General features: G+C 69.3%; 17 protein-coding genes. 8 read left to right on the top strand and 9 right to left on the bottom strand.

All coding sequences use genetic code 11. The features are described 5' to 3' along the window. The 3 genes from AWZ10_RS25405 to AWZ10_RS25395 all read right to left on the bottom strand — a co-directional run. The coding region (locus AWZ10_RS25405) for a cupin domain-containing protein (protein ID WP_060892086.1) at positions 1-507 on the bottom strand (507 nt) is incomplete at its 3' end. After that, positions 501-1,436: a DUF6807 domain-containing protein gene (locus tag AWZ10_RS25400; RefSeq protein ID WP_046705243.1), complete on the bottom strand. Its 936-nt coding sequence runs from the start codon at positions 1,434-1,436 to the stop codon at positions 501-503. The genes AWZ10_RS25405 and AWZ10_RS25400, both read right to left, overlap by 7 nt. After that, positions 1,433-2,665 carry a Gfo/Idh/MocA family protein gene (locus AWZ10_RS25395; RefSeq protein WP_234360878.1) on the bottom strand — a complete coding sequence of 411 codons (1,233 nt, stop codon included), beginning with the start codon at positions 2,663-2,665 and terminating at the stop codon, positions 1,433-1,435. Before AWZ10_RS25395 ends, AWZ10_RS25400 begins: the two co-directional genes overlap by 4 nt. 357 nt (positions 2,666-3,022) lie before the next feature. Between AWZ10_RS25395 and AWZ10_RS25390 the strand changes: the two genes are divergently transcribed. The 7 genes from AWZ10_RS25390 (at position 3,023) to AWZ10_RS25355 (ending at position 10,142) form a co-directional block, all read left to right on the top strand. After that, positions 3,023-3,898, top strand: coding sequence for an undecaprenyl-diphosphate phosphatase (locus AWZ10_RS25390; RefSeq protein ID WP_060892085.1), 876 nt, complete (start codon positions 3,023-3,025; stop codon positions 3,896-3,898). A 472-nt stretch (positions 3,899-4,370) separates the two neighbouring features. Then, on the top strand, positions 4,371-5,906 hold the full coding sequence (locus AWZ10_RS25385; RefSeq protein ID WP_225966627.1) for an ISL3 family transposase: 1,536 nt from the start codon (positions 4,371-4,373) through the stop codon (positions 5,904-5,906). 353 nt (positions 5,907-6,259) lie between these two features. Continuing rightward, on the top strand, positions 6,260-6,622 hold the full coding sequence (locus tag AWZ10_RS25380; RefSeq protein ID WP_075693505.1) for a MaoC family dehydratase: 363 nt from the start codon (positions 6,260-6,262) through the stop codon (positions 6,620-6,622). Positions 6,623-7,514: 892 nt separating this feature from the next. Further along, positions 7,515-7,955 carry an ester cyclase gene (locus AWZ10_RS25370; protein ID WP_044472782.1) on the top strand — a complete coding sequence of 147 codons (441 nt, stop codon included), beginning with the start codon at positions 7,515-7,517 and terminating at the stop codon, positions 7,953-7,955. Beyond that, entirely contained in the window at positions 7,952-8,506 is a 555-nt protein-coding gene (locus AWZ10_RS25365; RefSeq protein WP_231885174.1) for a TetR/AcrR family transcriptional regulator, read from the top strand. Before AWZ10_RS25370 ends, AWZ10_RS25365 begins: the two co-directional genes overlap by 4 nt. A 217-nt stretch (positions 8,507-8,723) precedes the next feature. Next, positions 8,724-9,566, top strand: coding sequence for an alpha/beta fold hydrolase (locus AWZ10_RS25360; RefSeq protein WP_006379149.1), 843 nt, complete (start codon positions 8,724-8,726; stop codon positions 9,564-9,566). A gap of 123 nt (positions 9,567-9,689) precedes the next feature. Continuing rightward, positions 9,690-10,142 carry a DUF1569 domain-containing protein gene (locus AWZ10_RS25355; RefSeq protein WP_006379044.1) on the top strand — a complete coding sequence of 151 codons (453 nt, stop codon included), beginning with the start codon at positions 9,690-9,692 and terminating at the stop codon, positions 10,140-10,142. Between the two features lie 433 nt (positions 10,143-10,575). Here AWZ10_RS25355 and AWZ10_RS25350 read toward each other — a convergent pair whose 3' ends face one another. From AWZ10_RS25350 to AWZ10_RS25330, 6 genes are all read right to left on the bottom strand, one after another. Further along, positions 10,576-12,702, bottom strand: coding sequence for a glycoside hydrolase family 2 protein (locus AWZ10_RS25350; protein ID WP_173402941.1), 2,127 nt, complete (start codon positions 12,700-12,702; stop codon positions 10,576-10,578). 237 nt (positions 12,703-12,939) lie between these two features. Further along, on the bottom strand, positions 12,940-13,344 hold the full coding sequence (locus AWZ10_RS55785) for an alcohol dehydrogenase catalytic domain-containing protein (protein ID WP_158512272.1): 405 nt from the start codon (positions 13,342-13,344) through the stop codon (positions 12,940-12,942). Positions 13,345-13,728: 384 nt separating this feature from the next. Next, positions 13,729-16,707 carry a glycoside hydrolase family 2 TIM barrel-domain containing protein gene (locus tag AWZ10_RS25345; protein WP_216868753.1) on the bottom strand — a complete coding sequence of 993 codons (2,979 nt, stop codon included), beginning with the start codon at positions 16,705-16,707 and terminating at the stop codon, positions 13,729-13,731. Between the two features lie 82 nt (positions 16,708-16,789). Continuing rightward, positions 16,790-17,731 carry a carbohydrate ABC transporter permease gene (locus tag AWZ10_RS25340; protein WP_006379287.1) on the bottom strand — a complete coding sequence of 314 codons (942 nt, stop codon included), beginning with the start codon at positions 17,729-17,731 and terminating at the stop codon, positions 16,790-16,792. After that, positions 17,728-18,750, bottom strand: coding sequence for a carbohydrate ABC transporter permease (locus AWZ10_RS25335; protein ID WP_006378583.1), 1,023 nt, complete (start codon positions 18,748-18,750; stop codon positions 17,728-17,730). Before AWZ10_RS25335 ends, AWZ10_RS25340 begins: the two co-directional genes overlap by 4 nt. Beyond that, positions 18,747-20,042, bottom strand: a complete 1,296-nt coding sequence (locus tag AWZ10_RS25330) for an ABC transporter substrate-binding protein (RefSeq protein ID WP_006378736.1) — start codon at positions 20,040-20,042, stop codon at positions 18,747-18,749. The genes AWZ10_RS25335 and AWZ10_RS25330 overlap by 4 nt, the downstream gene beginning before the upstream one ends. Before the next feature lie 521 nt (positions 20,043-20,563). Here AWZ10_RS25330 and AWZ10_RS25325 point away from each other — a divergent pair. After that, a complete protein-coding gene (locus AWZ10_RS25325; RefSeq protein WP_173402939.1) occupies positions 20,564-21,628 on the top strand; it encodes a LacI family DNA-binding transcriptional regulator in 1,065 nt (354 codons plus the stop codon). The last annotated feature ends 175 nt before the right edge of the window (positions 21,629-21,803 follow it).

The following is a 21,803-nucleotide window of genomic DNA, read 5'->3' as shown; positions in this document are numbered from 1 at the left end:
GGCGGCGGCCCGGTGGAACGCGGCGAGCGGCTCGGGGCCGGAGGCGTCGCGCAGCGCCCGGTAGCCCTCCAGGGCTAGGTCGCGCCGGGTCCTGGCGACGCGCTCCTGCTCCTCCTGCGGCGCGTCCAGCGGGATGCGGGTGGCGGCGGCGTACGTCCGCGGGTCGGTCAGGTGCTCCGGCGGCAGGGTGAGAACGGCGTCGCCCGCCTCCGGAAGCCCGCTGTTCTGCATGAGGACGGTGATCCGCAGGTCGTCCTCGTTGACCAGCCGGTGGATGGTGCCGGGCGTGAACCAGGCGACCGTCCCGGGCGCCAGCGGCGTGACCTCGTACCCGGAGGTCGTCAGCGTCTGCACCGCGCCGCGCCCGCCGGTGACGACGTACGCCTCCGAACAGGTCAGGTGCATATGGGGAGTTCCGCCGCAGACCCCGTCGGTCGCGGGCCAGTCGTAGACGGCCAGGTGCGAGACGGCGACCCCGCCGGGCAGTCCCTCGTATCCGCTCACCACGGGTGCGCCTCCAGGTACTTGGCGATCTCCTCCCGCTCCCAGGCCCCGTCCGCCACGACGACCCGATAGCGACGGGTGAGCGTGTCGCCGGGAGCCAGTTCCAGTTCCTCGAAGAAGGCCCAGGAGGGAGCGACGGCGGCGAAGGGCTCGTTGCGGACGAACCAGTGGGCGGGGTGCGCGCCCCGGTCCCCGGTGTGGTCGTTCTCGGGCGCGTGCGCGAAGACGAGCGTGGCGTGTCCGTCGGTGGCGTCGTGCTCGCCCGAGTAGGCCAGCCAGGGCGCCTGCTCGCCCATCAGCTCGGGCCCCTCGGAGTCGGGCCCGATGATCCGCCCGTCCCGGAAGGCACGCGGACCGCGCCAGAACAGGCCCGTGTATCCGGCCATCTCGCGACCGGCGGTGGTGGGGCTGCCGAACAGCAGCGGCTCGTCACGGCGGTTGGTGATCGCGCTCGTCCAGGTCAGCGCCCACGAACCCGACTCGGTGTCGACGTCGTGGATCTCGATCCGGCGCTCCTCGTCCGCCCACAGCTCCCCGGTGTACGGGTGCCAGGTCAGCCGCTCGGCGATCACGACCCGCTCGCCGTCCGACTCGACGACGTCGAAACCGACGTGCGCCATCGAACCGACCCGCTCCGGGATCGGCAGATAACCCTCGCCGTGCACATACGAGTTGCCGCCCCACAGGTTCTGGCCCGACAGGTGCGAGGCCGTCAGCTGCAGGCCCTTGTGCCAGCGGTGGTCGTTGGGCCGGAAGTCGGTGACGACGTCCCCCGCCAGCGTCCGGATCGGGTGCAGATACGGCTTCGGCGCCTCCCAGGCCGCCTCCGGCCGGTAGACGTAGCTCAACAGCTCTACGCCGGTGGCGGGTTCGGTGACCGTGATCCGGTCGCCGTGGGCGTGGACCACGCGCAGCCCGTCGTGGAAGGTCATGCGGTGATCTCCTCACTCGTGCCGACGGAGCTCGCGTCGGCGGACACCTGGGCCGTTCCGGGCGCCCACCCGGGGGCGCCTCCGTGCATGGCCGTGTAGTACGGGTCCCCGGGCCCGATCTCCCCACGCCGTACGGTCGCGTCCGTGAACGCCGACTTGTACAGGGCGGCGATCAGCTCCAGGCTCGTCCGCCCGTCGGCGCCGCTGCTGCGCGGGCGCTCGCCGGCTCGCATGCTGGCGACGAGTTCGCGCAGCTGGGCCAGGTGTGAGCTGGGGACGTCCTCCCCGAAGTCGCGCCAGGCCGCCGCGTCCGCGTCCGGGGTGCCCGGGGCGGGGGTGACGGACCAGTTGGCGTTGGAGTGGCCGTACAGATGGGTCAGTTCGACGGTGGCGCGCTCGCAGTCGATGCGGATGCGGCTGACCTCGTCGGGGCTGAGGACGCTGTTGACGACGGTGGCCAGCGCGCCGCTCTCGAAGCGGACGAGGGCCGTCGAGACGTCCTCGGTCTCCACGTCGTGGACCAGCCGCCCGGCCATCGCCCGGACCTCGCTCCACGGGCCGAGCAGATCGAGCAGCAGATCCATCTGGTGGATGCCGTGCCCCATGGCGGGCCCGCCGCCCTCGGTGGCCCAGCGTCCGCGCCAGGGGACGGCGTAGTAGGCGGTGTCCCGGTACCAGGTGGTCTGGCAGTGCGCGACGAGCGGGCGCCCGAGGCTCTGCTCGGCGATCAGGTTCCGTACATGCTGCGAACCCGACCCGAAGCGGTGCTGGAAGACGATCGAGGCGTACGGCCCCGAGGTCTGCGCGCCCTCCTCCGCCTCGACGGCGTCGAAGTCGGCCAGCGTCGGCACCGGCGGCTTCTCGCACCACACCCAGGCGCCGGCCCGTAGTGCGGCGATCGTCTGGTCGCGGTGCAGGGTCGGCGGGGTGCAGACACTGACCAGGTCGGGCCGCTGCTCCGCGAGCATGCGGTCCAGATCGGTGTAGCCGTGCGGGACACCGTGCTCCGCGCAGAACTTCGCCACCGCGTCGGCATCGATGTCGACGGCCGCGACGACCTCGGTCTCGCCCTCTTCGGCGAGCCGCGCGAGCGCGGGCAGGTGCGAGCCGCCACCAATGGCGCCGACACCGATGATCGCGGCACGGACACGACGGCCGGCGAGCGGGGCCGGGGCGCTGTTCGGCAGTTGGTCCGGAGTCGGGCCCGGGTCGTTGCTGGGTGTGGGCATGGACGTGATCAGCACTCCATCGAACGTGACATCGGACGTTGGCGAACGCCTGGTGGCGGGGGCTCCGGTGGTGCGGCGACCCCTCCGCGGCAAGCGCTTTCCCTCGCCAGCAACGTATGTGCGGACATAGTGACTGGTCAACACCACGGATCCGGCCGTTCCACGCCTCGGAACGCCGACGCTCCACCCGTCCCGCGCACACCCTTCGCCCGCCCCCCGGCCGGCCCTGCGAAACCCCTGTGACAGCCCTGTCCCCTTGGGGCGCTAGGCTGCCCCCAGCACCTGTGATCACCCGCCCCGCGGCGCGGCACGTCTTCCGTCGGCCCTCCACGATCAGCGCTTGGACCACGTAACTTCATGTCTTGGTTTGAATCCCTCATCCTCGGACTCGTCCAGGGGCTGACCGAATTCCTCCCCGTCTCCTCCAGCGCGCACCTGCGCCTGACGGCGGCCTTCTCCGGCTGGGAGGACCCGGGAGCGGCCTTCACGGCGATCACCCAGATCGGCACCGAGGCCGCCGTGCTGATCTACTTCCGCAAGGACATCGCCACCATCATCTCGGCGTGGTCGCGCTCGCTGTTCAACAAGGAGATGCGCGGCAACCACGACGCCCAGATGGGCTGGCTGGTGATCGTCGGCTCCATCCCGATCGGTGTCCTCGGCGTGACGCTCAAGGACCAGATCGAGGGCCCCTTCCGTGATCTGCGCCTCACGGCGACGATGCTGATCGTCATGGGCATCGTCCTGGGCGTGGCGGACCGCCTGGCGGCGCGCGACGAGACCGGCGGCAAGCACCGCGCCGCCAAGGAGCGCAAGAGCCTCGAACAGCTCAGCGTCAAGGACGGTCTGATCTTCGGCCTCTGCCAGGCCATGGCCCTCATCCCCGGTGTCTCCCGCTCCGGCGCCACCATCAGCGGTGGCCTCCTCATGGGCTACAAGCGCGAGGCCGCGGCCCGGTACTCCTTCCTCCTCGCCATCCCGGCCGTGATCGCCTCGGGCGGCTACGAGCTCAAGGACGCGATGGAGGGCGGCCACGTCACCTGGGGGCCGACGATCTTCGCCACGGTCATCGCCTTCTTCGTCGGCTACGCGGTCATCGCGTGGTTCATGAAGTTCATCTCGCACAAGAGCTTCATGCCGTTCGTCTACTACCGCGTGATCCTCGGTGTGGTGGTGATTGCGCTGGTCAGCATGGGTGCGCTGAGCCCGCACGCGGGCGAATCCGGCGGCTGAACCAGGGCCGCGCAGGTAGCGCCGTCTAGCATTTCCTAGCGCCTGATTGCAGCACCACGCCATGATCATCTCCCACTTGTCTCCCACTCATCTCCCACCGGGGAGGCGGGATACGCCCTCTCAGGGCGTGTGCGTCCGCAACGTAGGGGATGACGCGGAAGGGCCCGCACGTCCGTGCGGGCCCTTCCGTGCAGAGGGTGGAGCGGGTCAGCTGAGGTTCGTGTCCGGCCAAGGCCGCGACCCTCGCCACGCGGAAACGCCGCCGCTCATCCACCGTGTCCCAGGCAGCACCCGGTGAGGTCGTCCAGCGCCGCGGCCGTGAGGATAAGCCAGCCGAGGCGCGCTTCCATGTCCTCCCACGTGTGCGTCACCTCGACTGCCTCACCGTGTGGACCCGTGCCCCGTACACCGTTATGGCGGCTCTGTTCCGTAGTCGGTGGTGACGGTTGGTGACGGGCGTCGTTGATGTTGTATGCGAGATGTCAACTCCCTCGTGGCAACGGTGTTCTCAGGGCTCTCAGCGCTGGTCATCGAGGATGTGGCGGACGACGGCGAGATGATCCGGGTCTTGGCCCGAACCCGGGATGTTCCCTTTCCCTGCTCGATGTGCGGGGTCCCGACGGGGAAGGTGCACGGATACCACGTCCGGACCGTTGCGGATGTGCCGGTCGATGGCCGCCGGGTCGTGGTCAACGTCCGGGTACGACGTCTGGTCTGCCCGGTCCTGGGCTGTCGGCGGCAGACCTTCCGCGAGCAAGTCCCTGGGCTGATCGAGCGCCTTCAGCGCCGCACCACGCGTCTGACCAGCCAGGTCTCGGGGGTGGTCAAAGAGTTATGCGGCCGGGCGGCTGCCCGGCTCACCCGGTTACTGGCCGTGCCCGTATCGTTCGCCACCGCCCTGCGGGTGCTGCGGGCAATACCCCCGCCGACGCTGCGGATCCCGAGGGTGATCGGGGTCGATGACTTCGCCCTGCGCCGCCGGCACCGCTACGCCACGCTCATCATCGATGCCGAGACCGGGGAACGCGTCGACGTCCTGCCCGACCGGGAAGCCGCCACATTGGAGGCTTGGCTGCACGGGCAGAAAGGGATCGAAGTCGTGTGCCGGGACGGCTCGGCCACCTACGCCGAGGCGATCCGCCGGGCCTTGCCCGACGCGGTGCAGGTCAGCGACCGCTGGCATCTGTGGCGGAACCTGTGCGACAAAGTTCTGGCCGAGGTCCGCGCCCACGCCCCCTGCTGGGCCACCGTCAACCCGCCCCGGCCCGGCGGCGTCCGCGAGCAGACCACCCGCGAGCGCTGGCATAAAGTCCACGCCCTCCTTGACTCCGGCGTGGGCCTGCTCGACTGCTCCCGCAGACTGAACCTCGCCCTGAATACCGTCAAGCGCTACGCCCGCATCCCTGAACCGCCCGCGGATCGCATCGCCCCCCGCTACCGGCCCACCCTTGTCGACCCCTACCGCGACCACCTGCGCCGACGCCGTGCCGAGGAACCCGCCGTCCCGGTCACCCATCTCCTCGAAGAGATCCGGAAGTTGGGCTATACCGGCAGTGCCAACCTGCTGGTCCGCTACCTCAATCAGGGCCGCGCTGAAGGCGACCGCCCCGTGACAACCCCCCGCCGCGTCGCCCGGCTCCTGCTCACCCACCCCGAGCACCTGTGGACCAAGGACACCGACCTGCTCGGCCTCCTCACCGCGGCGTGCCCGGAGATGACCGAACTCGCCCGACTCACCGGCGAGTTCGCCGCGTTCCTTACCCCGGCCCATGGCAACAACGACAAGCTCTCCCGGTGGATCGCGACAGTCCGCACCGCTGGCCTGCCCCACCTGCTCAGCTTCTGTAACGGCCTCGAACTCGACCGCGCCGCCGTGAACGCCGGCCTCACCCTGCCCCACCACAACGGCCGGACCGAGGGCGTCAATACCCGAACCAAGAAGATCATGCGGCAGATGCACGGCCGAGCAGGATTCGACCTCCTCCGTCACCGCATCCTCCTGCAATGAGGAGAACGCACCGTCACCACCGACTACGGAACAGAGCCCGATTGCTGACACGTCCTCAGGCCGATAAACAGGGGCAGCCACGCGCCGTGGACCATTACTGGGCATTCCGGGTCAGCGGGTGCGGGCCACCAGTGGCGGTGCTGGTGGAGAAGGCGTCAACACTGAAGGGGCGGCAGCGCCAGGCCACCCAGGCTTCCGGGGCTCGTCCAGCGAGCGGTGCAGCAGGCGCCCAGCGTTGTGGACCAGGTACGCGACGACGCCAGCAGCGTCACATTGCTGTGTTCAGGGGACCGCGTCCGGCACCTGAACAGCGGTGGCGGTGAGTGCCGCCGTAGCGCCCGCCCCAGAATGACATCGACCGTTTCGCCGATGTCACCGGCGATCACCAGTGGATCCACCTCGACCCGAACAAGGCCGCGAAGGGCCCGTACGGAACGACGGTCGCCCACGGCTATCTGGTCCCGTCCCTCGTCCCCATGCTCCTGTCGGAAGCCGCGCGGACCGAGGGGCTGACCGCCGCCATCAACTACGGCAGCAACAAGGTCCGTTGCCCGGCCCTCACACCCGTGAACTCCCAGGTGAGGGGCATGGTGGAGCTGACGGAACTGCGGCGCGGACCGCAGGGAGCCCAGGCCGTCCTCCGCGTCACCGTCGAGCGGCGGGGCGGCGACAAGCCTGTGTGCGTCGCCGAAGTCGTTGCAGTGCTCTTCGAGTGAACCCACAGAGGAGAAAGCTGACATGAGAACCCCTCCCTCATAGCGGAGGGAGGCATCACCCCGTCGGCGACCTCCTCCCCACGGAGACCAGCCGCGGCATCTTCCCCTTCGGCGGCGTCACCACCCCACCGTTCGACCCGGTCTGCCTCCGGCCAACCAAGGCAGCGCCCTCCTCGACAAGCGGCGGCTGGGCGAACTGGCCGTCCAGCGAGTCGGCCAACTCCCCGCAGGCGAACTGCCACCCCCTATCGTCCCGATACCAAACTTGGATGTCCGCGGCACGCCGTGACTCACCCTTTACCTCGATCCGGCAGCGAGGTTCGGGCGCTGAGCGACTCGGCGGTTCGCTCGCAATGTCCCCTGCAGTCGGGGGTGGGCCGTCGCGTGACGCTGCGGCTGCGCCGGGCTCCACGGGCCCGGGGTGGTGCGGGTCTCCCCCGTTCTGGTCTTCGTCGGGACAGGACCGACGGTCGGGTGACGGCGGGAAGTTCAGAGAGTCGCCGCCCGCAGGTGGTGAACGCGTTGGCCCAGGGCCAGGTGGCCTCGATGCGGAGCAGGCGGCGGGCGTGCTTCGCGATGCGGGCCCGCAGGCGGCAGAGGCGAAAGCGCCTGGTGCCGGGCTCGGCATCGACCAGATCGGCGTGGTCGCGCACCGCCAGGAGCCTCACCCAGGCGTCGCGGTCGGCGGTCAGGTTGGCGGAGAGCATCCAGCCGCAGTTCCCATCCCAGGACTCGGGTGGGAGGTCAATCAGGCCCATCACCTTGTTCGTGGGGCACCCGGTCCTCAGTTCGCTTCGCTGTAGTCGTCACCGCGGATGATGCCCCAAGGCAAGCCCCCACCTTGGGCCAACCGGCCCTTGGCTCGCATCTTACTTACCTGTAAGTTAGAAGCATGGTTACCACCGTGGCCGAAGTGGCCGCATCAGACATCAAGGCCCTTGAGGCGTTCTGCGATCGATGGGAGAGGGCTTGGAACGAGCACGATGGCGATGCCGCGGCGGCGTTGTGCGCCGAAGACCTGGTGTACGACGAGCCGGCGCTCGGTGAGACGGCACACGGCCCCGACAGCCTCCGCGCCTTCGTGACGCAGATGGCACAGGCCTTTCCCGACTACTCGTTCACGCGTATGGGGTTGTACGGGGAGGTGACGCGGCGGGCCGTGCTGGTGGCGTGGCGCTTCTCGGGGACCCTCGCCGGCACGGGGCAGCGCGTGGAGTTCCACGGTGACGACCGTCTGGAGCTGGGAGAGGACGGGCTGATCCACGCCTACCGGTGCCTGTACGACCACCGCTTCGTGCTGAGTCAGATCGGCCGCGCGAAGGCCGAGAAGTGACCGAGCCCGGCCGCACCCGTAAGCCGGCGTCGGTGCGGCGGGCTGAGATCATGGAGGCGGCCGACGCTGAGTTCGCCCGGAAAGGACTGTCGGGGGCGGGCATCGAGGCGATCGCCGCACGGGTCGGCATCTCCCATCCCCGCATCGTGCAGATGTTCGGCTCGAAGCGTGATCTGTTCCTTCAGGTCGTACACGCGGCCTACGACGGGATCGAGGCCACCTTCGAGAGCGCCGAACCGACGCTGAGCGCGCTCGGTGACGCCTACCGGCATCTCCTGCAGAGCCGACCCACTGTCGGCCTCGTCCTGTTGCAGGCTTATGCCGCGTCAGGCGACGCGGTGGTCCAGGAGTCGGTACGGCGGCGCCAGCTCGACCTCCAGCAGACCATCACCCGTCTGACGGGCGCCGACCCGATGCAGGTGCGCTCCTTCTTGGCCACCGGTCTCGTCCTGACGGTCTCCACCGTGCTGGACCTGCCTGAACGGCGCACCGACACGGAGTGGGGCGCCTGGATCATCGGCCGCACGGACCCACCCACCGACGAGCCATGAGGCGCAAGCGGCGACAGAACTGATGCGCCCTGAGGGGCACCCGCAGCGCCGCGACACCGCGCGATCGACGAGCCGTCACCCTAGGTCGCCGCAGCTGTCGCCGCATCTCCACCCGCCGGCTCGTCCTGGCGGTGGCTCTTTCGGCGCTGCTCGGCAGCGGAGCGTTCGTGGGCACGATGCCCCGACGGGGCGCCCACCTTCCCGAAAAGGATGCACCATGACAGAACACCTTGAAATCCCATCGGCTTCAGGCACCTTCGACGCGATCGCAGCAGGACCCGCCGACGGGCGCCCCGTCCTGCTCCTGCACGGCTTTCCCCGGACCGCCGTCCTCTGGGAAGAACAAGTGGCCGCGCTGGGTGACCAGGGCTTCCGCGCGGTCGCGCCCGACACCCGCGGCTATTCGCCAGGTGTGCGCCCGATGCGTGCCGACGCGTACGGGGTGAGCGAACTGGTCGGGGACGTTCTGGCGGTGGCCGACGCACTCGCCTGGAACCGCTTCGACCTCGTCGGACACGACTGGGGCGGCGCCATCGCCTGGTGGACCGCGGCCCGGCACGCCGAGCGACTGCGCACGCTCACCACCGTGTCGACGCCGCATCCCAACGCGCTGGGCGAGGCACATCGCACCGACGACGACCAACGCCGTCGCTCCCAGTACCAGCAGGACTGGCGCAGCCCCGACACAGAGGCCCGCTTCCTCGCGGACGACGCCGCGCTCCTGCGTTCCCTCTACCAGGGCAAGGTTGCCGACCATCACGTCGACTCATACGTACAGCGTCTGTCCGAACCCGGTGCGCTGAGCGCGGCCCTCAACTACTACCGCGCCGACCGGCCTGACGCCGCGGTCGGGAAGATCCAGGTACCCACGCTCTACGTCTGGGGCACCGAGGACGTCGCGCTCGGGTCCACCGCAGCTCATGCCACAGAAAAATGGGTGAGCGGCCCCTACTCGTTCCACGCACTGCAAGGCATCAGTCACTGGGTCCCCGATGAGGCTCCCGAGGTCCTCACCAGCCTGATCATCGACCACCTGAACGAGCATGCACCGGCGCTCTGACGCAGTAGTCAGTACCAGTGCTTGCCCAGCGAGCGGGGAGTGCCCGGCATGGGCCTGCCGCCAGGGGCGGGACCGACGTCGGGGCCCTGGCCGTCGAGCATGCAGGAAACGGAATCTTGCGATATGACCTCACTCACCCTCGTCCAGCTCACTGAACGGCTCCGCAAGGACCTCGGTCGCCCCGAGCGTGACCTGCTGGCGCCGGGCAGCGCCTGGAACCTGTCCCAGACACTGCAGCACTGTGCCCAGACCGTCCGCTACTCCGTCTCCGGTTATCCCAAGCTCAAGCCCGCCCTGTTCCGGGCGACGGCAGGCGCTCTGGCCAAGTGGGTCTTCCTGCGCCGCGGAGCGATGAAGCACCCGCTCGGCGCGGAGATCGACGGAGCGCCGCCGCTGGACCCGGGCCTGCCGGTGAGCGAGGCCGCGGCCGGCTTCACGGACGCGGTGGCCCTGTTCACCGGCCACACCGGAGAACACGCCCCCCACCCCGCCTACGGACGCTGCACACACGACGAGTTCGCGCGGCTGCATACCATGCACCTCGCCGAACACCTCCCGGGACTGGCCCATGCCTGACACTGCTCCCGCCGGTGCTCGTTCATCGTGACGCAGGACGTGCGCGACGCCGTTCTGCGGCCGGGCGAATTCACCCTCCGCACGAAGCTGACAGTTCCCATCGAACGGGCCATGGCTCGCCCTGCCGTGATCATGGCCCCGACGGCAGTCGCACGAAGCTGACGCCGTGGGCGACTCGGCGTGACACGCGGCGGCGGACTGAACGGCACATCGAAGCTCCGGTCGGGCAGAACGACCTGACAGGTCACTCTGCCCACCGGAGCTTCGTCGCGTACGTCGTGTGCCACCTGGCATCGTCACGCCGCCGAGACCCGCCCACCTACGGGATCGTGGCGGTGGTCATACGGCCACCCGAGAACTGTGGCATCGCCCGCCCTACCCCTGTAGCGCCTGTGCCGCGTGCGGACCGGGCGGCTGTCGAGGGGCGGGGTTCTCAGCCGAGTGTCCAGTTGACGCTGTCGGTATAGGTGGAGCCGTTGATGGTCGCGGTGACCGTCACGGTGTTCTGGCCGGGCCTCAAGGTGATGCTGGGCCATCTGAAGATGTGGTCGCTGCTGCTCCGGGTTCCCAGGGAGGTGCCGTTGAGGGTGGCGGTGACCTGGCCCGCGTTGGAGTAGACCTTGAGTTCGGTGGTGGGCTCGGTGCGCTGGGTCCACCGACGGCTGGTGATGTAGAGGGTGGGAGTGGTAGCCCAGTTGGACTTGTACCAATAGAAGGCGTCCTTGCGGATCTGCCGGTCGCGGGTGACCAGGCCCTTGTCGTTGATGCCGGGCTGGCCCCCCTCGCTGCGGCCGTCGGAGGGGAAGTCGAACATGGCCCAGACGAACGTGCCCCAGATGAAGGGACGGGCGGCGAGCTGCTTCCAGGCCGCTTCGTGGAACAGCGACTGGTACTCCTCGGGGTGCCAGGATCCGCCCGGAGCCGGCTTGGGCGGGTTGAGGGCGTGCTGGGTGGTGCTGGCGCCGACGCCGTACTCCGACATGGCGATCCTGCGGGACGGGGAGGTGGCGTGCAGGTTGTCGGCCCACGCGCCGAGGTCGCCGTCCTTGGAGCCGTAGTACCAGCCGTAGTACTTGTTGAAGCCCGTGGTCTGGGTGTGCAGTCCCGCCTGCGCGTTGTCGGGGTCCTCGCCGCGGACCGCGTAGGTGGAGAGCCTGTCCGGGTCCTCGGCCTCGACGATGTCGGCCAGTGACGCGAGCAGCGTGTTCGTGGCGGTGCCGTTGTAGTCGATCTGCTCGTTGCCGATGCCCCAGAAGGCGATCGAGGGGTGGTTGTAGTTCTGCCGGATCAGTTCCCGCAGCTGGTTCTGGGTGCTGGTGGTGAAGGCGGCCGAGTCGGTGACGAGGTCGACCAGGGGAATCTCCGCCCACACGATCATTCCGCGTTCGTCAGCGAGGTTGTAGTCCTTCTGGTCGTGCTGGTAGTGCGCCATCCGGACGGCGTTGGCGCCGATCTCGCTGATGAGGTCGAAGTCCTGGGTGTGATCGGCGTCGGATATCGCCCAGCCCTGGCCGGCCCGGTCCTGGTGCAGGTTGACGCCATGCAGGTGGAGGTGGCTGCCGTTGAGGCGGAACCCGGTGTTGGCGTCGACGGCGATGGAGCGAAGACCCAGGCGTTCGGTCACCACATCCGTGATCTGGTCCCCGCCCCCGGTGACGTCATGGATCTCGACGCCGGCGTTGTGGAGGTAGGGATCCGCCAGGCCGTTCCACAGGTGCGGGCTGCTGATGTGGAGAGTCTGCTGGACCTCCGTGCCGGTGGCCGCGAGGACGGTCTGCGCGGTGCTGCTCGTCTCCGCGACGACGGTCCCGCTCTTGTCCGCGATGACGCTGCGCACGACCACCGATCTGGTGGTGGTGCTGTCGTTCCACAGCTTCGTCGTGACGGTCACCGTGGCCGAGGCCGCGCTCACGTTGGTCTGCCGGAGGTAGACGCCGGGGCCCGCGTAGTCCGTCATCCGGACGTGGAGGTCGTCGACGGCCCACAGGCTCACGTTGCGGTAGATGCCGCCCTGGAAGGTGTAGTCCGCGCTCAACGGGGCGATGCCGGTGTCGCGGGCGTTGGTCACCTTCACCGCGATGACGTTGTCCCCGCCCGGGACGAGCGCGGCCGTGGCGTCGAAACGGAAGCGGGAGTACCCGCCCTTGTGCTGCCCGAGGTACGTGCCGTTGACCCAGACGTCGGCGATCTGGTTGACCCCGGCGAACTGCAGGTACAGCCTCTTTCCGGCGAGTTCGGCCGGCACGGTGTAGCGGCGGCGGTACCAGCCCACTCCGCGGTAGTAGTCGTTGCCGCCGTCGGCACCGCCGACGGCGTTCCACGTGTGGGGGGTGACGACGGACGTCCATCCGGAGTCGTCGAAACCGGGCGCTTGCGCACCAGTGGCGTCCGCTCTGATGAATCGCCACCCGTTGTTGAGGTGGATCCACACCCGCGGATCCGGCGCCGTGTACGTCACAGCGGCGGACGCGGCACCGGCATGCGGGATCCCGGCCAGCGTGGCCAGTACTCCCGCTGCCGTCCCGCCGAGTACCTGTCGGCGACTGGGCAAACCTGTCATGTCAGAACTCACTTTCCGTGGAGTCGAGAAGGAAATCGACCTGGCGCGGCATTACGCCGACGACCGTGGCGGGCCGGGCAGCACCCGGATCGGGCTGACGGCCTGCTTCAGACAACCGGGAGGAGTGCCCCGGCCCGCCTCGCGTCCAGTCGGCGCTTCTCCCGGGCAGCGGCGCCGTAGTGGCACGAGGTGTGATTCTCGGAGATGCGGGGCCGCGCCGGCCGGCGCGGCCGTTGGTCATGTGGAAGCCGGGCGAGGTCGCACCTGGAGAGAGGGCCCCGGCACGTCGGCACAGTCGAGCGGAATGCCTCCCGATGACCCCATGGCCGAACCTCGCCAAGCCCGAGGAAGGACCGACACACGGAGCAACCCCCTATACCTGGGCTCACCACTCGGCTTCCGCCATCGGCTCTCGGACGACTGCGACGCGCTCATGGAGTCGGGAACCCGGTAGAGACAACGCTCGTGGCCGACCCTGCGCGCAGGGCACAGCCCGCAAGGCTGGGTGGGGTTGATCACGACCAGGCCACCGGGCTTGAGGCCGGCGACGGCCGGGCCGACCTCGGTGACCGTGCCCACGCCCTCGCGGCCGAGGATCAGGCCCTTCTGTCCGATGGCGTACTTGCCCTTCCGTTTGGTCATCAGACGGTGTGCGAACCCATGGATGCATCCTTGAAGACCGCACCGCTGTTTCGGCCCGTCGCTGACGAAGTGTGTGCCGGGAAACGGTCCTGACGAGGGCGGTGGGCTTCGCCGGGTCGCCTGGCCGGCCGCCATCGCCCCTCGACAGCGGCCCGGGGCTCGCCGAGCTCGGCACAGGCTCGCGCGTAGGCCTCGGCCCGGCCGATCTCGGAGAGGGGGATGCGGCAGGCGCCCGGCTCGAGCGGCATGCTCTCGTCGAGGGCAGTCCGCGGTCCGGGACCATCGTTCGGGGAACCGCCAGCCACCCCCGCCGCCGGGCCGTGCAGCGCCCGGTCGGCCCGCCGGCCCACGGTGGGCAGCAGCGTCGCCGACGGGCTCTGTTGCTCAGGCGCCCGGTGTGATGCGCAGCCTGATGGTGCGGGCTTCGGGGCGCAGCACGAACTCCGGCCACACGTCCGGCCCGCAGGACCGGGAGCCGAGTCCGTGCTGGACGGCGTCGATGATCAGGTGACTCGCGGTCGACTCCGGGAGCTCGAAGGGATGTGCGGCGCTGGCGATCTGCTGGGGGGTGTGGCGCCCGAGGGTGAAGCCGGGGCGCCGACCGCGGGCGTCGGGGAGTGCCACGAGCCGCAGTACCTCGGTGCCGCCGCTGGTCAGCGTGAGGCGCCGCAGCTGGGAGCGGTGGCCGGTCTCCTGGGGGCGCGCGTAGGCGACCGCGAGGTCCCCGATCGGGTAGGAGAAGCGGCCGGTGCGGGCCGCGCGGAGACTGTCGGGGTAGGACTCCAGCGGGCCCAGGCCGAACCAGTCCGCGCCGTCGACGGGTGCCGTCCCGTCGGGCAGTTCGAAGCGCACCCCGATCCGCGGCCACACCGACCGCCAGCCGCGCGACGGCTCGATCTCCACGCGCAGTTCGAGTTCGCCGTCCTCGATCGACCAGAGGGACTCCACGGTCACCGAGAGGGCGGAGCCCGCGGCGGAGACCCGGTCCACGGTGCGCAGGGCGTCCGCGGCCTGCTCGACGTCGAGGCGCCGCGTGGTCAGCCGGTCCAGGCCGTCGCGGCGCCAGGTGTCGGCGCTCGACACCCCGAGGACGCTGTTGTCGCTTCCCTCCAGCCGGTCGGCCCGGCTCTCGTCGTTGTCGGTGGGCGCGCGGAACAGTTCCAGGCGAGGGCCGGCCACGGGGCGCCCGGCGAGGCGGGTGAGGGAGCCGCCGGTGAACTCGGCGATGCCGAGCGTGAGCGTTCCCTCGCCGGGCCGCCAGTCGCGCCGGGGCCGGGCGACGGGCACCGGCCGCCGTACCGAGCGGTCGAGTTGGGCGGTGGCGATCTCATGCCCCTGCGGCGCCCAGGCGGTCGCCGTCGCCAGCACCGCCTCGACCGTCAGCCAGGTCTCGCCGTCCGGGGCCACCGCGACCGGCGGCAACGGCACCCGCCCCGACTCGCCCGCCGCGAGGACCGGGGCATCCCACTCCCCCAAGTCCACGAGGTTCCCGTCGTGCTCGACGCGCCAGCGAAAGCGCAGGTCGGACGTGTCGGCCGAGTGCCGCAGGTTGGTGATCACGAGCTTGTCGCCGTCGAAGGCGAAGCGGATCGGCGTCACGACCGCCTTGAACTCGTACAGGCTCGGCGTCGGCACGTCGTCGCTGAGCAGCATCCCGTCCATCACGAAGTTGCCGTCGTGCACGACCTCCCCGAAGTCGCCGCCGTAGGCGTGGTACGGCGTCCCGTCCGGGGCCGTGGCCAGGATGCCGTGGTCGCGCCACTCCCAGACGAAACCGCCGTGCACCCGCGGGAACCGGTGGACCAGTTCCTCGTACTGGTCGAGGGCACCCGGCCCGTTGCCCATCGAGTGGGCGTACTCGCACAGCAGGAACGGCTTGGTGCGCTGCCGGGCGCCCTGCGCGGGGGTGCAGCCGAGCAGCGGCGCGACGGAACCGTCCGTGCCGATCTGCTCGATCTCCGGGACCGTCGGATACATGCGGGAGTAGACGTCGGTGTACTCGCCGGTGTAATCGCCTTCGTAGTGCACGGGACGCTCGGGGTCGCGGGCGTGGACCCAGGCCGACATCGCGGCGAGGTTGGCGCCGGTTCCGGCCTCGTTGCCGAGTGACCAGATCACGATGGCGGGGTGGTTCTTGTCCCGCTCGACGGTGCGCTGGACACGGTCCAGATAGGCGGCGCGCCAGGCCGGGTCGTCGCTCGGGTTGTCGGCCCAGTCGACGTTCTCGAAGCCGTGGGTCTCCAGATCGCTTTCGAGGACGACCCAGAAGCCGAGTTCGTCGGCGAGGTCGAGCAGCCGGGGATGCGGGGGGTAGTGACTGGTGCGGATGGCGTTGACGTTGAACCGCTTCATGCGGGCCAGGTCCGCGCGGGCGTGCTCCTCGTCGAAGACCCGGCCGCGCTCGGGGTGGGCCTCGTGCCGGTTCATCCCGTGGAAGACGACACGGCGGCCGTTGACCAGGAGCCGGTCGCCGTGGATCTCGACCGTGCGGAAGCCGACCCGCAGGGCGATGCTCTCCGCGGCCGAGGACACGGTGGCGTCGTACAGGCGGGGCCGCTCGGCCGACCACGGCTGGACGCCCGCGATGTCGAGGGGCGCCACGTCGGCCGGGGTGGCCCAGACCCGCTCGACGCCGAGTTCGGGGATGCGCAGGGTGACGGGGAACGCGGCGGCGTCGGCGGTGACCTCCGGGTCGATACGGCCGTTTCCGTGGTCGTAGCCGGTGCGCAGCCAGACGTCCTCGACGCCCCCGGCCGGGCGGGCGAGCAGGGTGACGTCCCGGAAGATGCCCGGCAGCCACCACTGGTCCTGGTCTTCCAGGTAGCTGGCGGCCGACCACTGGTGCACCCGTACGGCGACGACGTTGCCGCCCGGTCGCACCGCGGACGTCACGTCGAACTCGTGGGCCAGCCTGCTGCCACTGGCGCTGCCGATCTCGACGCCGTTCACCCACACCCGGAACAGCGACTCCACCCCGTCGAACCGCAGCAGGACCCGCTCGGCGTCCGACCAGTCCTCGGGGACGTCGAAACGGCGGCGGTAGTCGCCGGTGGAGTTCTCGTCGGGGACGTGCGGCGGGTCGATCGGGAAGGGGTACTGGACGTTCGTGTAGATCGGCCGGCCGTAGGCGCCGTCGCCCTCCAGCACCCAGTGCGCCGGCACCGGGATGCTGTCCCAGCCCCGGTCGTCGAAGTCCTCGGAGGCGAAGTCCTCGGCGACGGCCGCCGTGGGCGACAGACGGAACTGCCAGGAGCCGTTGAGCGACTGGGAGGGAGCGTCGGAATGCAGCCAGGAGCGGGCCGGGCGCAGGGCGCCCCGCCACGGTGCGGTGTCCGACACATACGTGGGGAGCTGGGAAGGCAAGGGGCTCACAACCTTGTTGGGGCGTTCGGTGCTCACAGGTGCTGCTCCGGGGAAGTGCGGGGAACGAGTGGGGGGTTCAGGTTCAGCCCTTGTTGGCGCCCAGCGTGAGGCCGCTGACGAACTGCCGCTGGAGCACGAAGTACACGATCAGGGTCGGGATCGCGGTGAGCAGGGCTCCGGCTGCGACCAGGTTGGGGTCGGTGAAGTACTGGCCGGAGAGGTTGTTCAGCGCCGAGGTGATCGGCATGTTCTCGCCGGTGGAGATCAGCACGATCGCCCAGAAGAAATCGTTGTAGATCCAGATGGACAGCAACGTCGCCAGGGCGGCCATGGCGGGCTTGCACAGGGGCAGCACGATCTGCCAGTACAGGCGCCAGACGGAGGCGCCGTCGACCAGGGCGGCCTCGGTCAGCTCGTGCGGCAGGGAGCGCATGTAGTTGGCCAGCACGAAGGCGCAGAAGCCGGACTGGAACGCCACGTGGATCAGTACCAGGCCCAGCGCGGAGTCGTAGAGCTTGCCGCTCATGGTGATGCCGGGCAGGTCGATGAGCAGATACAGGCGGTACAGCGGGGTGATGATGACCTGCTGGGGCAGCAGGTTGCCGGCCGTGAACACCAGCAGCAGGAACAGATTGACCCGGAAGTCGAAGCGGCTGACGTAGAAGGCGACCATCGACGACAGGAACAGCGTCAGCAGCACCGCGGGGATCGCCACCAGCAATGTGTTGCCGAAGTAGTGCAGCATGTCTGACTGCTGGAAGGCGTTGGTGAAGTTGTCGAGGCTCAGTTCGTCGGGCCAGGAGACGTAGCCCTTGGTGCTGGTCTCGGCGTACGGGCGCATCGCCGCGTACATCGCCCACAGCAGGGGTGCGAGCCAGGCCAGCGCGGCACCGGCGAGGAAGACGTGCAGCAGGATCCGGGCAGGGCGGACGGGGGTGCGCTGCTTGGCCAGCGCGCCAGAGTTCAAAGGGGTGGCGCGAAGCGCCTCGTTCAGGGTGGTGGTGGGCGACGGGTGGGAGCTCATGCGCGCCGCTCCTTCCGGAAGGTCGCGATCAGATACGGGATGATCACGGCAAGCGAGATCACCAGCAGGACCACGGCGATCGCGGAGCCGTATCCGATGCGGCTGGACTCACCGATGATGTTGTTGGTGACCAGGATCGACAGCAACTCGGTGCCCTCGGCGCCCTTGTTGAAGACGAAGACGAGGTCGAAGGCGCGCAGCGCCTCGATGATCGTCACGACCAGGACGACGGTGTTGGTGGGGCGCAGGGTGGGGAAGATGACGTTCTTGAACGTCTGCCACTCGTTGGCGCCGTCCAGCGAGGACGCCTCCCGAAGCGCCGGGTCGACACCCTTCAGGCCGGCCAGGTAGAGAATCATCATGTAGCCGGTGTGGCGCCAGGAGGCGGCGATGAGGACGGACCACAGGTTGAGGTCCGGGTCGCCGATCCAGTCGATGTAGTGGCCGGGCTCGTTGGCGCCGATGATGCTGTTGATCAGGCCGGTGTCGGGGTTGTAGACGAGCTGCCATACGAACCCGATGACCGCCATCGACAGCACGACGGGCAGGAAGAACGCGGTCTGGTACACCTTGCTGAACCGGATCTTCTTGTCGAGCTGCACGGCCAGGAACAGGCCGAGCGGCGTCGGGATCAGGATGAGCACGACGAACCAGACGATGTTGTGCTCGACGGCGGGCCAGAACTGCGGGTTGCTGGTGAACAGCTCACGGAAGTTGTCCAGGCCGACCCATGTGATGGAGTCGAAGCCGATGCCGTCCCAGGTGGTGAAGGCCAGCGCGATCGAGGCGAGAGCTGTGAGCCAGACGAGCATGACGTGCAGGATCGTCGGCACCCCGGCCATCAGGCCGAGGGTGAGGCGGTCCCGTCGGGTGAGCAGCCGTCGGTGGCCCAAGGGGGCGCGCAGCCGCTTGGTCTGATTCTTGGTCACATTCTTCGGGTTGCCCGGGGGCGGCACTGCGGCCGCCCCCGAGGTGCTGGTGGTTCCGGTCCCGGTACCGGTGTTCGTGGTGGCGGTCATGCGGACGCGAAGATCGTCTTCTTCTGGCGCTCGATCGACGCCAGCAGGCTGTCGACGCCCTTGGGGTCGCGGACGAACTTCTGCAGGGCGGGCTGCATCACCGTGGAGGTGAAGTCCGGGCGGCTGTCGCGGTCCATGAACTGGGTGAGGTGCTTGGCGCCGGCGATCGTCTCGTACGCCTTCTTCTGGAGCGGGGTGTACGAGGAGGTGTCGGCCTTGTTGGAAGCCGCGACCAGGCTCGGGTCGGACTTCAGGTAGATCTGCTCTGCCTCCGGGGTGCCCAGGAACTCCAGGAGCTTCAGCGCGCCGTCCTTGTTCTTCGGAGCCTTGGAGAGCATGAAGCCGTCGGTGGGCGCCTCGACGGTGTCCTGTCCGTGCGCGGAGTCGATCTCCGGGAAGGGGAAGAAGTCAAGGTCGTCCAGGTCGGCCTTGTTCGTGAACTGCTGCGCCACGAAGCTGCCGAACAGGTACATGCCCGCCTTCTTCGAGATCAGCGTCTGGGCCGCGTCCTGCCAGGTGCGGCCGACCGCGCCCTCCTGGTGGTAGGGGAGGATCTCGGCCCAGTGGTCGAAGGCGGTGCGGACCTTGGCATCCGTCCAGGACGCCTTGCCGGCCATCAGCTCGACGTGGAAGTCGTAGCCGTTGGTACGGAAGTTGATCTGGTCGAAGGTGCCGAGCGCGGGCCAGGCGTCCTTGTCGCCGAAGGCGAACGGAACCAGGCCGTCCTTCTTCATCTGCTTGCACAGGGCGACGAGCTGGTCCCAGGTGGTGGGGACCTCGTAGCCGTACTTCTCGAAGACGCTCTTGCGGTAGAAGACGCCCCAGAGGGACGTGGAGATGGGCACGAAGTAGTACTTGCCGTCCGCGCCCTTGCTGAGCGCCTTCATCGCCTCGGGGAAGTTTCCGCCGATCTTCTGCCACACGTCGTCGATCGGGGAGGCGAGGCCCTTGGCGGCGAAGAACTGCATGCGGTAGCCGGCGAACCAGTTGAACACGTCGTCCGGGGTGCCCTGGAGGTAGGTGTTGATCTGCTCCTGGAACGTGTTGTGGTCCTTGGTGTTCACGTCGACCGTGATCCCGGACTGCTTCGTGAACGCCGCGTAGATCTCGGCGAACGCCTTCTTCGGCACCGCGTCCGACGCGTTCGACCCGAGGCTGACGGTCTTGGGGTCGGATGCCGTGCCGCTGCCGCTGCCGCTGCCGCCGCAGGCGCTGAGCAGCGGTATGCCGGCGCCGAGGACGGCTGCGCCACCGATACCGCGCAGGACGGTGCGTCGGCTGGCAGAAGGCATGGGCCGACCGAGGGAGGAAGAGTGCATTTCGGCTCCTGACAGGGCGGCCGTGCTCAGGCGGCACGTCGGCCCGCGGGGTGTGACGGGGAAGCGGTCGTCTACGCGACCAAGACTCAACACGATCGAACAAATTCGACCGGCGGTTGGGAGGAAGAGTGAACGCTCCGAGGAGTCGCTGTCAAGCCCCTTCGACCTGACCTCAGAGCTGACCGTACCTGTCGGCAGGACGGCCGGCCTACCGCCGGAGGGGAGCGACACCCCCGTTCCGCGAGCCGGCGCGAGAGCCAACTTGTATCCCTTGACCAGCAGATATGTCCACCACGGGGGCTCTCCGCACGGCGACTGCGACTCCCTTCGCCGACCGGCCGCCCTCCGACGAACCCGCATCCGCCCCTCGGAATCGATACCGCCGGAACCCTTGACGTACCGCTGTCGGCTACGTAGACATGACCACGCGGTCAGACCGCGTGGTCATACAGTTGACCGCCTTCGATGCAGACGTACGGCCGTCGGGAGACTTCATGGCAGCAGTGGTGGGACGGAGCGAGGGCTCCGCTGTGCCGCGCAGCGCGGACGTGGCCCGCCTGGCCGGGGTGTCACGCAAGACGGTGTCCCGGGTCCTCAACAACGAGCCGTACGTCTCCGAGGACGCCCGCACCAAGGTCCTCGCGGCCGCCGAGGAACTCGGCTACCGGCTGAACCAGGCGGCCAGGACACTGGTCTCCGGGCGTACCGGCTCCATCGGTGTGGTCGCCCTGGGCACCGCCGGCTACGGGACCGCTTCACTGCTCGTGCACATCGAGCGGGCCGTGCGCGACGCGGGCTACGCGCTCCGCGTGGTCAACACGCCCGACGGCGACCCGACGGGCATCGCGGGTGCCGTGGCGTCGCTGCTCGAACAAGGGGTGGACGGCGTCATCGTCTCCGAACCCATCGTGGAAGGAGACATCAGCGTCCGCGTCGGCGTCCCCGTCCTCTTCCTGGGAGCACCGCCCGCCTTCACCGCCACCCGCACCGTGACCATGGGTGTGGGCGCACAGGAACTGGCGCGGGCGGCCACCGAGCATCTGCTGGACCTGGGACACACGACCGTTCATCATCTCGCCGGTCCGCGGCGCTGGTACGCCACCAAGGACCGCATCGAAGGATGGCGTGCGGCGCTCGCGGCACGGGGCGCGCACGAGCCGCCACTGCTCAACGGTGACTGGTCGGCTGCCTCCGGCCATGCCGTGGGCCGGGCGCTGGCGTCGGACAGGTCCGTGACCGCTGTCTTCGCGGCGGGCGACGAGATGGCCATCGGGCTCATCCACGCCCTGCGGGAAGCCGGGCGCCGCGTACCCGAGGACATCAGCGTCGTCGGCTTCGACGGCAACCCGGTCTTCGCCTACGTCTCTCCTCCCCTGACCACCGTGCGCCAGCCCTTCGAGGCCGCGGCCAGAGAGGGCATCCGCCTTCTCGTGCACGCGATCGAGAAGCCCGACACCGACCTGCCGCAGGCGAGCGACCCACCGGTCGAACTCGTCGTCCGCGGCTCGACCGCGCCTCCGCCGTCGCACCCCGACAAGACGGACCGGCCCACCACCTGAGAGCACCCCGGCTTCGGAGAACACACCGCGCCCCGGGCACAGCTCCGCCACTCGCACCAGCCGTCTCACTCGCGAGGCGGATCGGTCCGACTCCTATGCCGCACGACACCGCGGTTCCTCGTACGCGGTGGACGTGCACTCCGGGCTCGCCGCTTCCCACCCGGTTTCGTCCCGG

Origin of the sequence: Streptomyces europaeiscabiei, assembly GCF_001550375.1 — a bacterium.
Classification (GTDB): domain Bacteria; phylum Actinomycetota; class Actinomycetes; order Streptomycetales; family Streptomycetaceae; genus Streptomyces; species Streptomyces europaeiscabiei.
The sequence above is the reverse complement of the archived record's forward strand: the minus strand, read 5'-3'. Positions and strand labels throughout refer to the sequence as shown.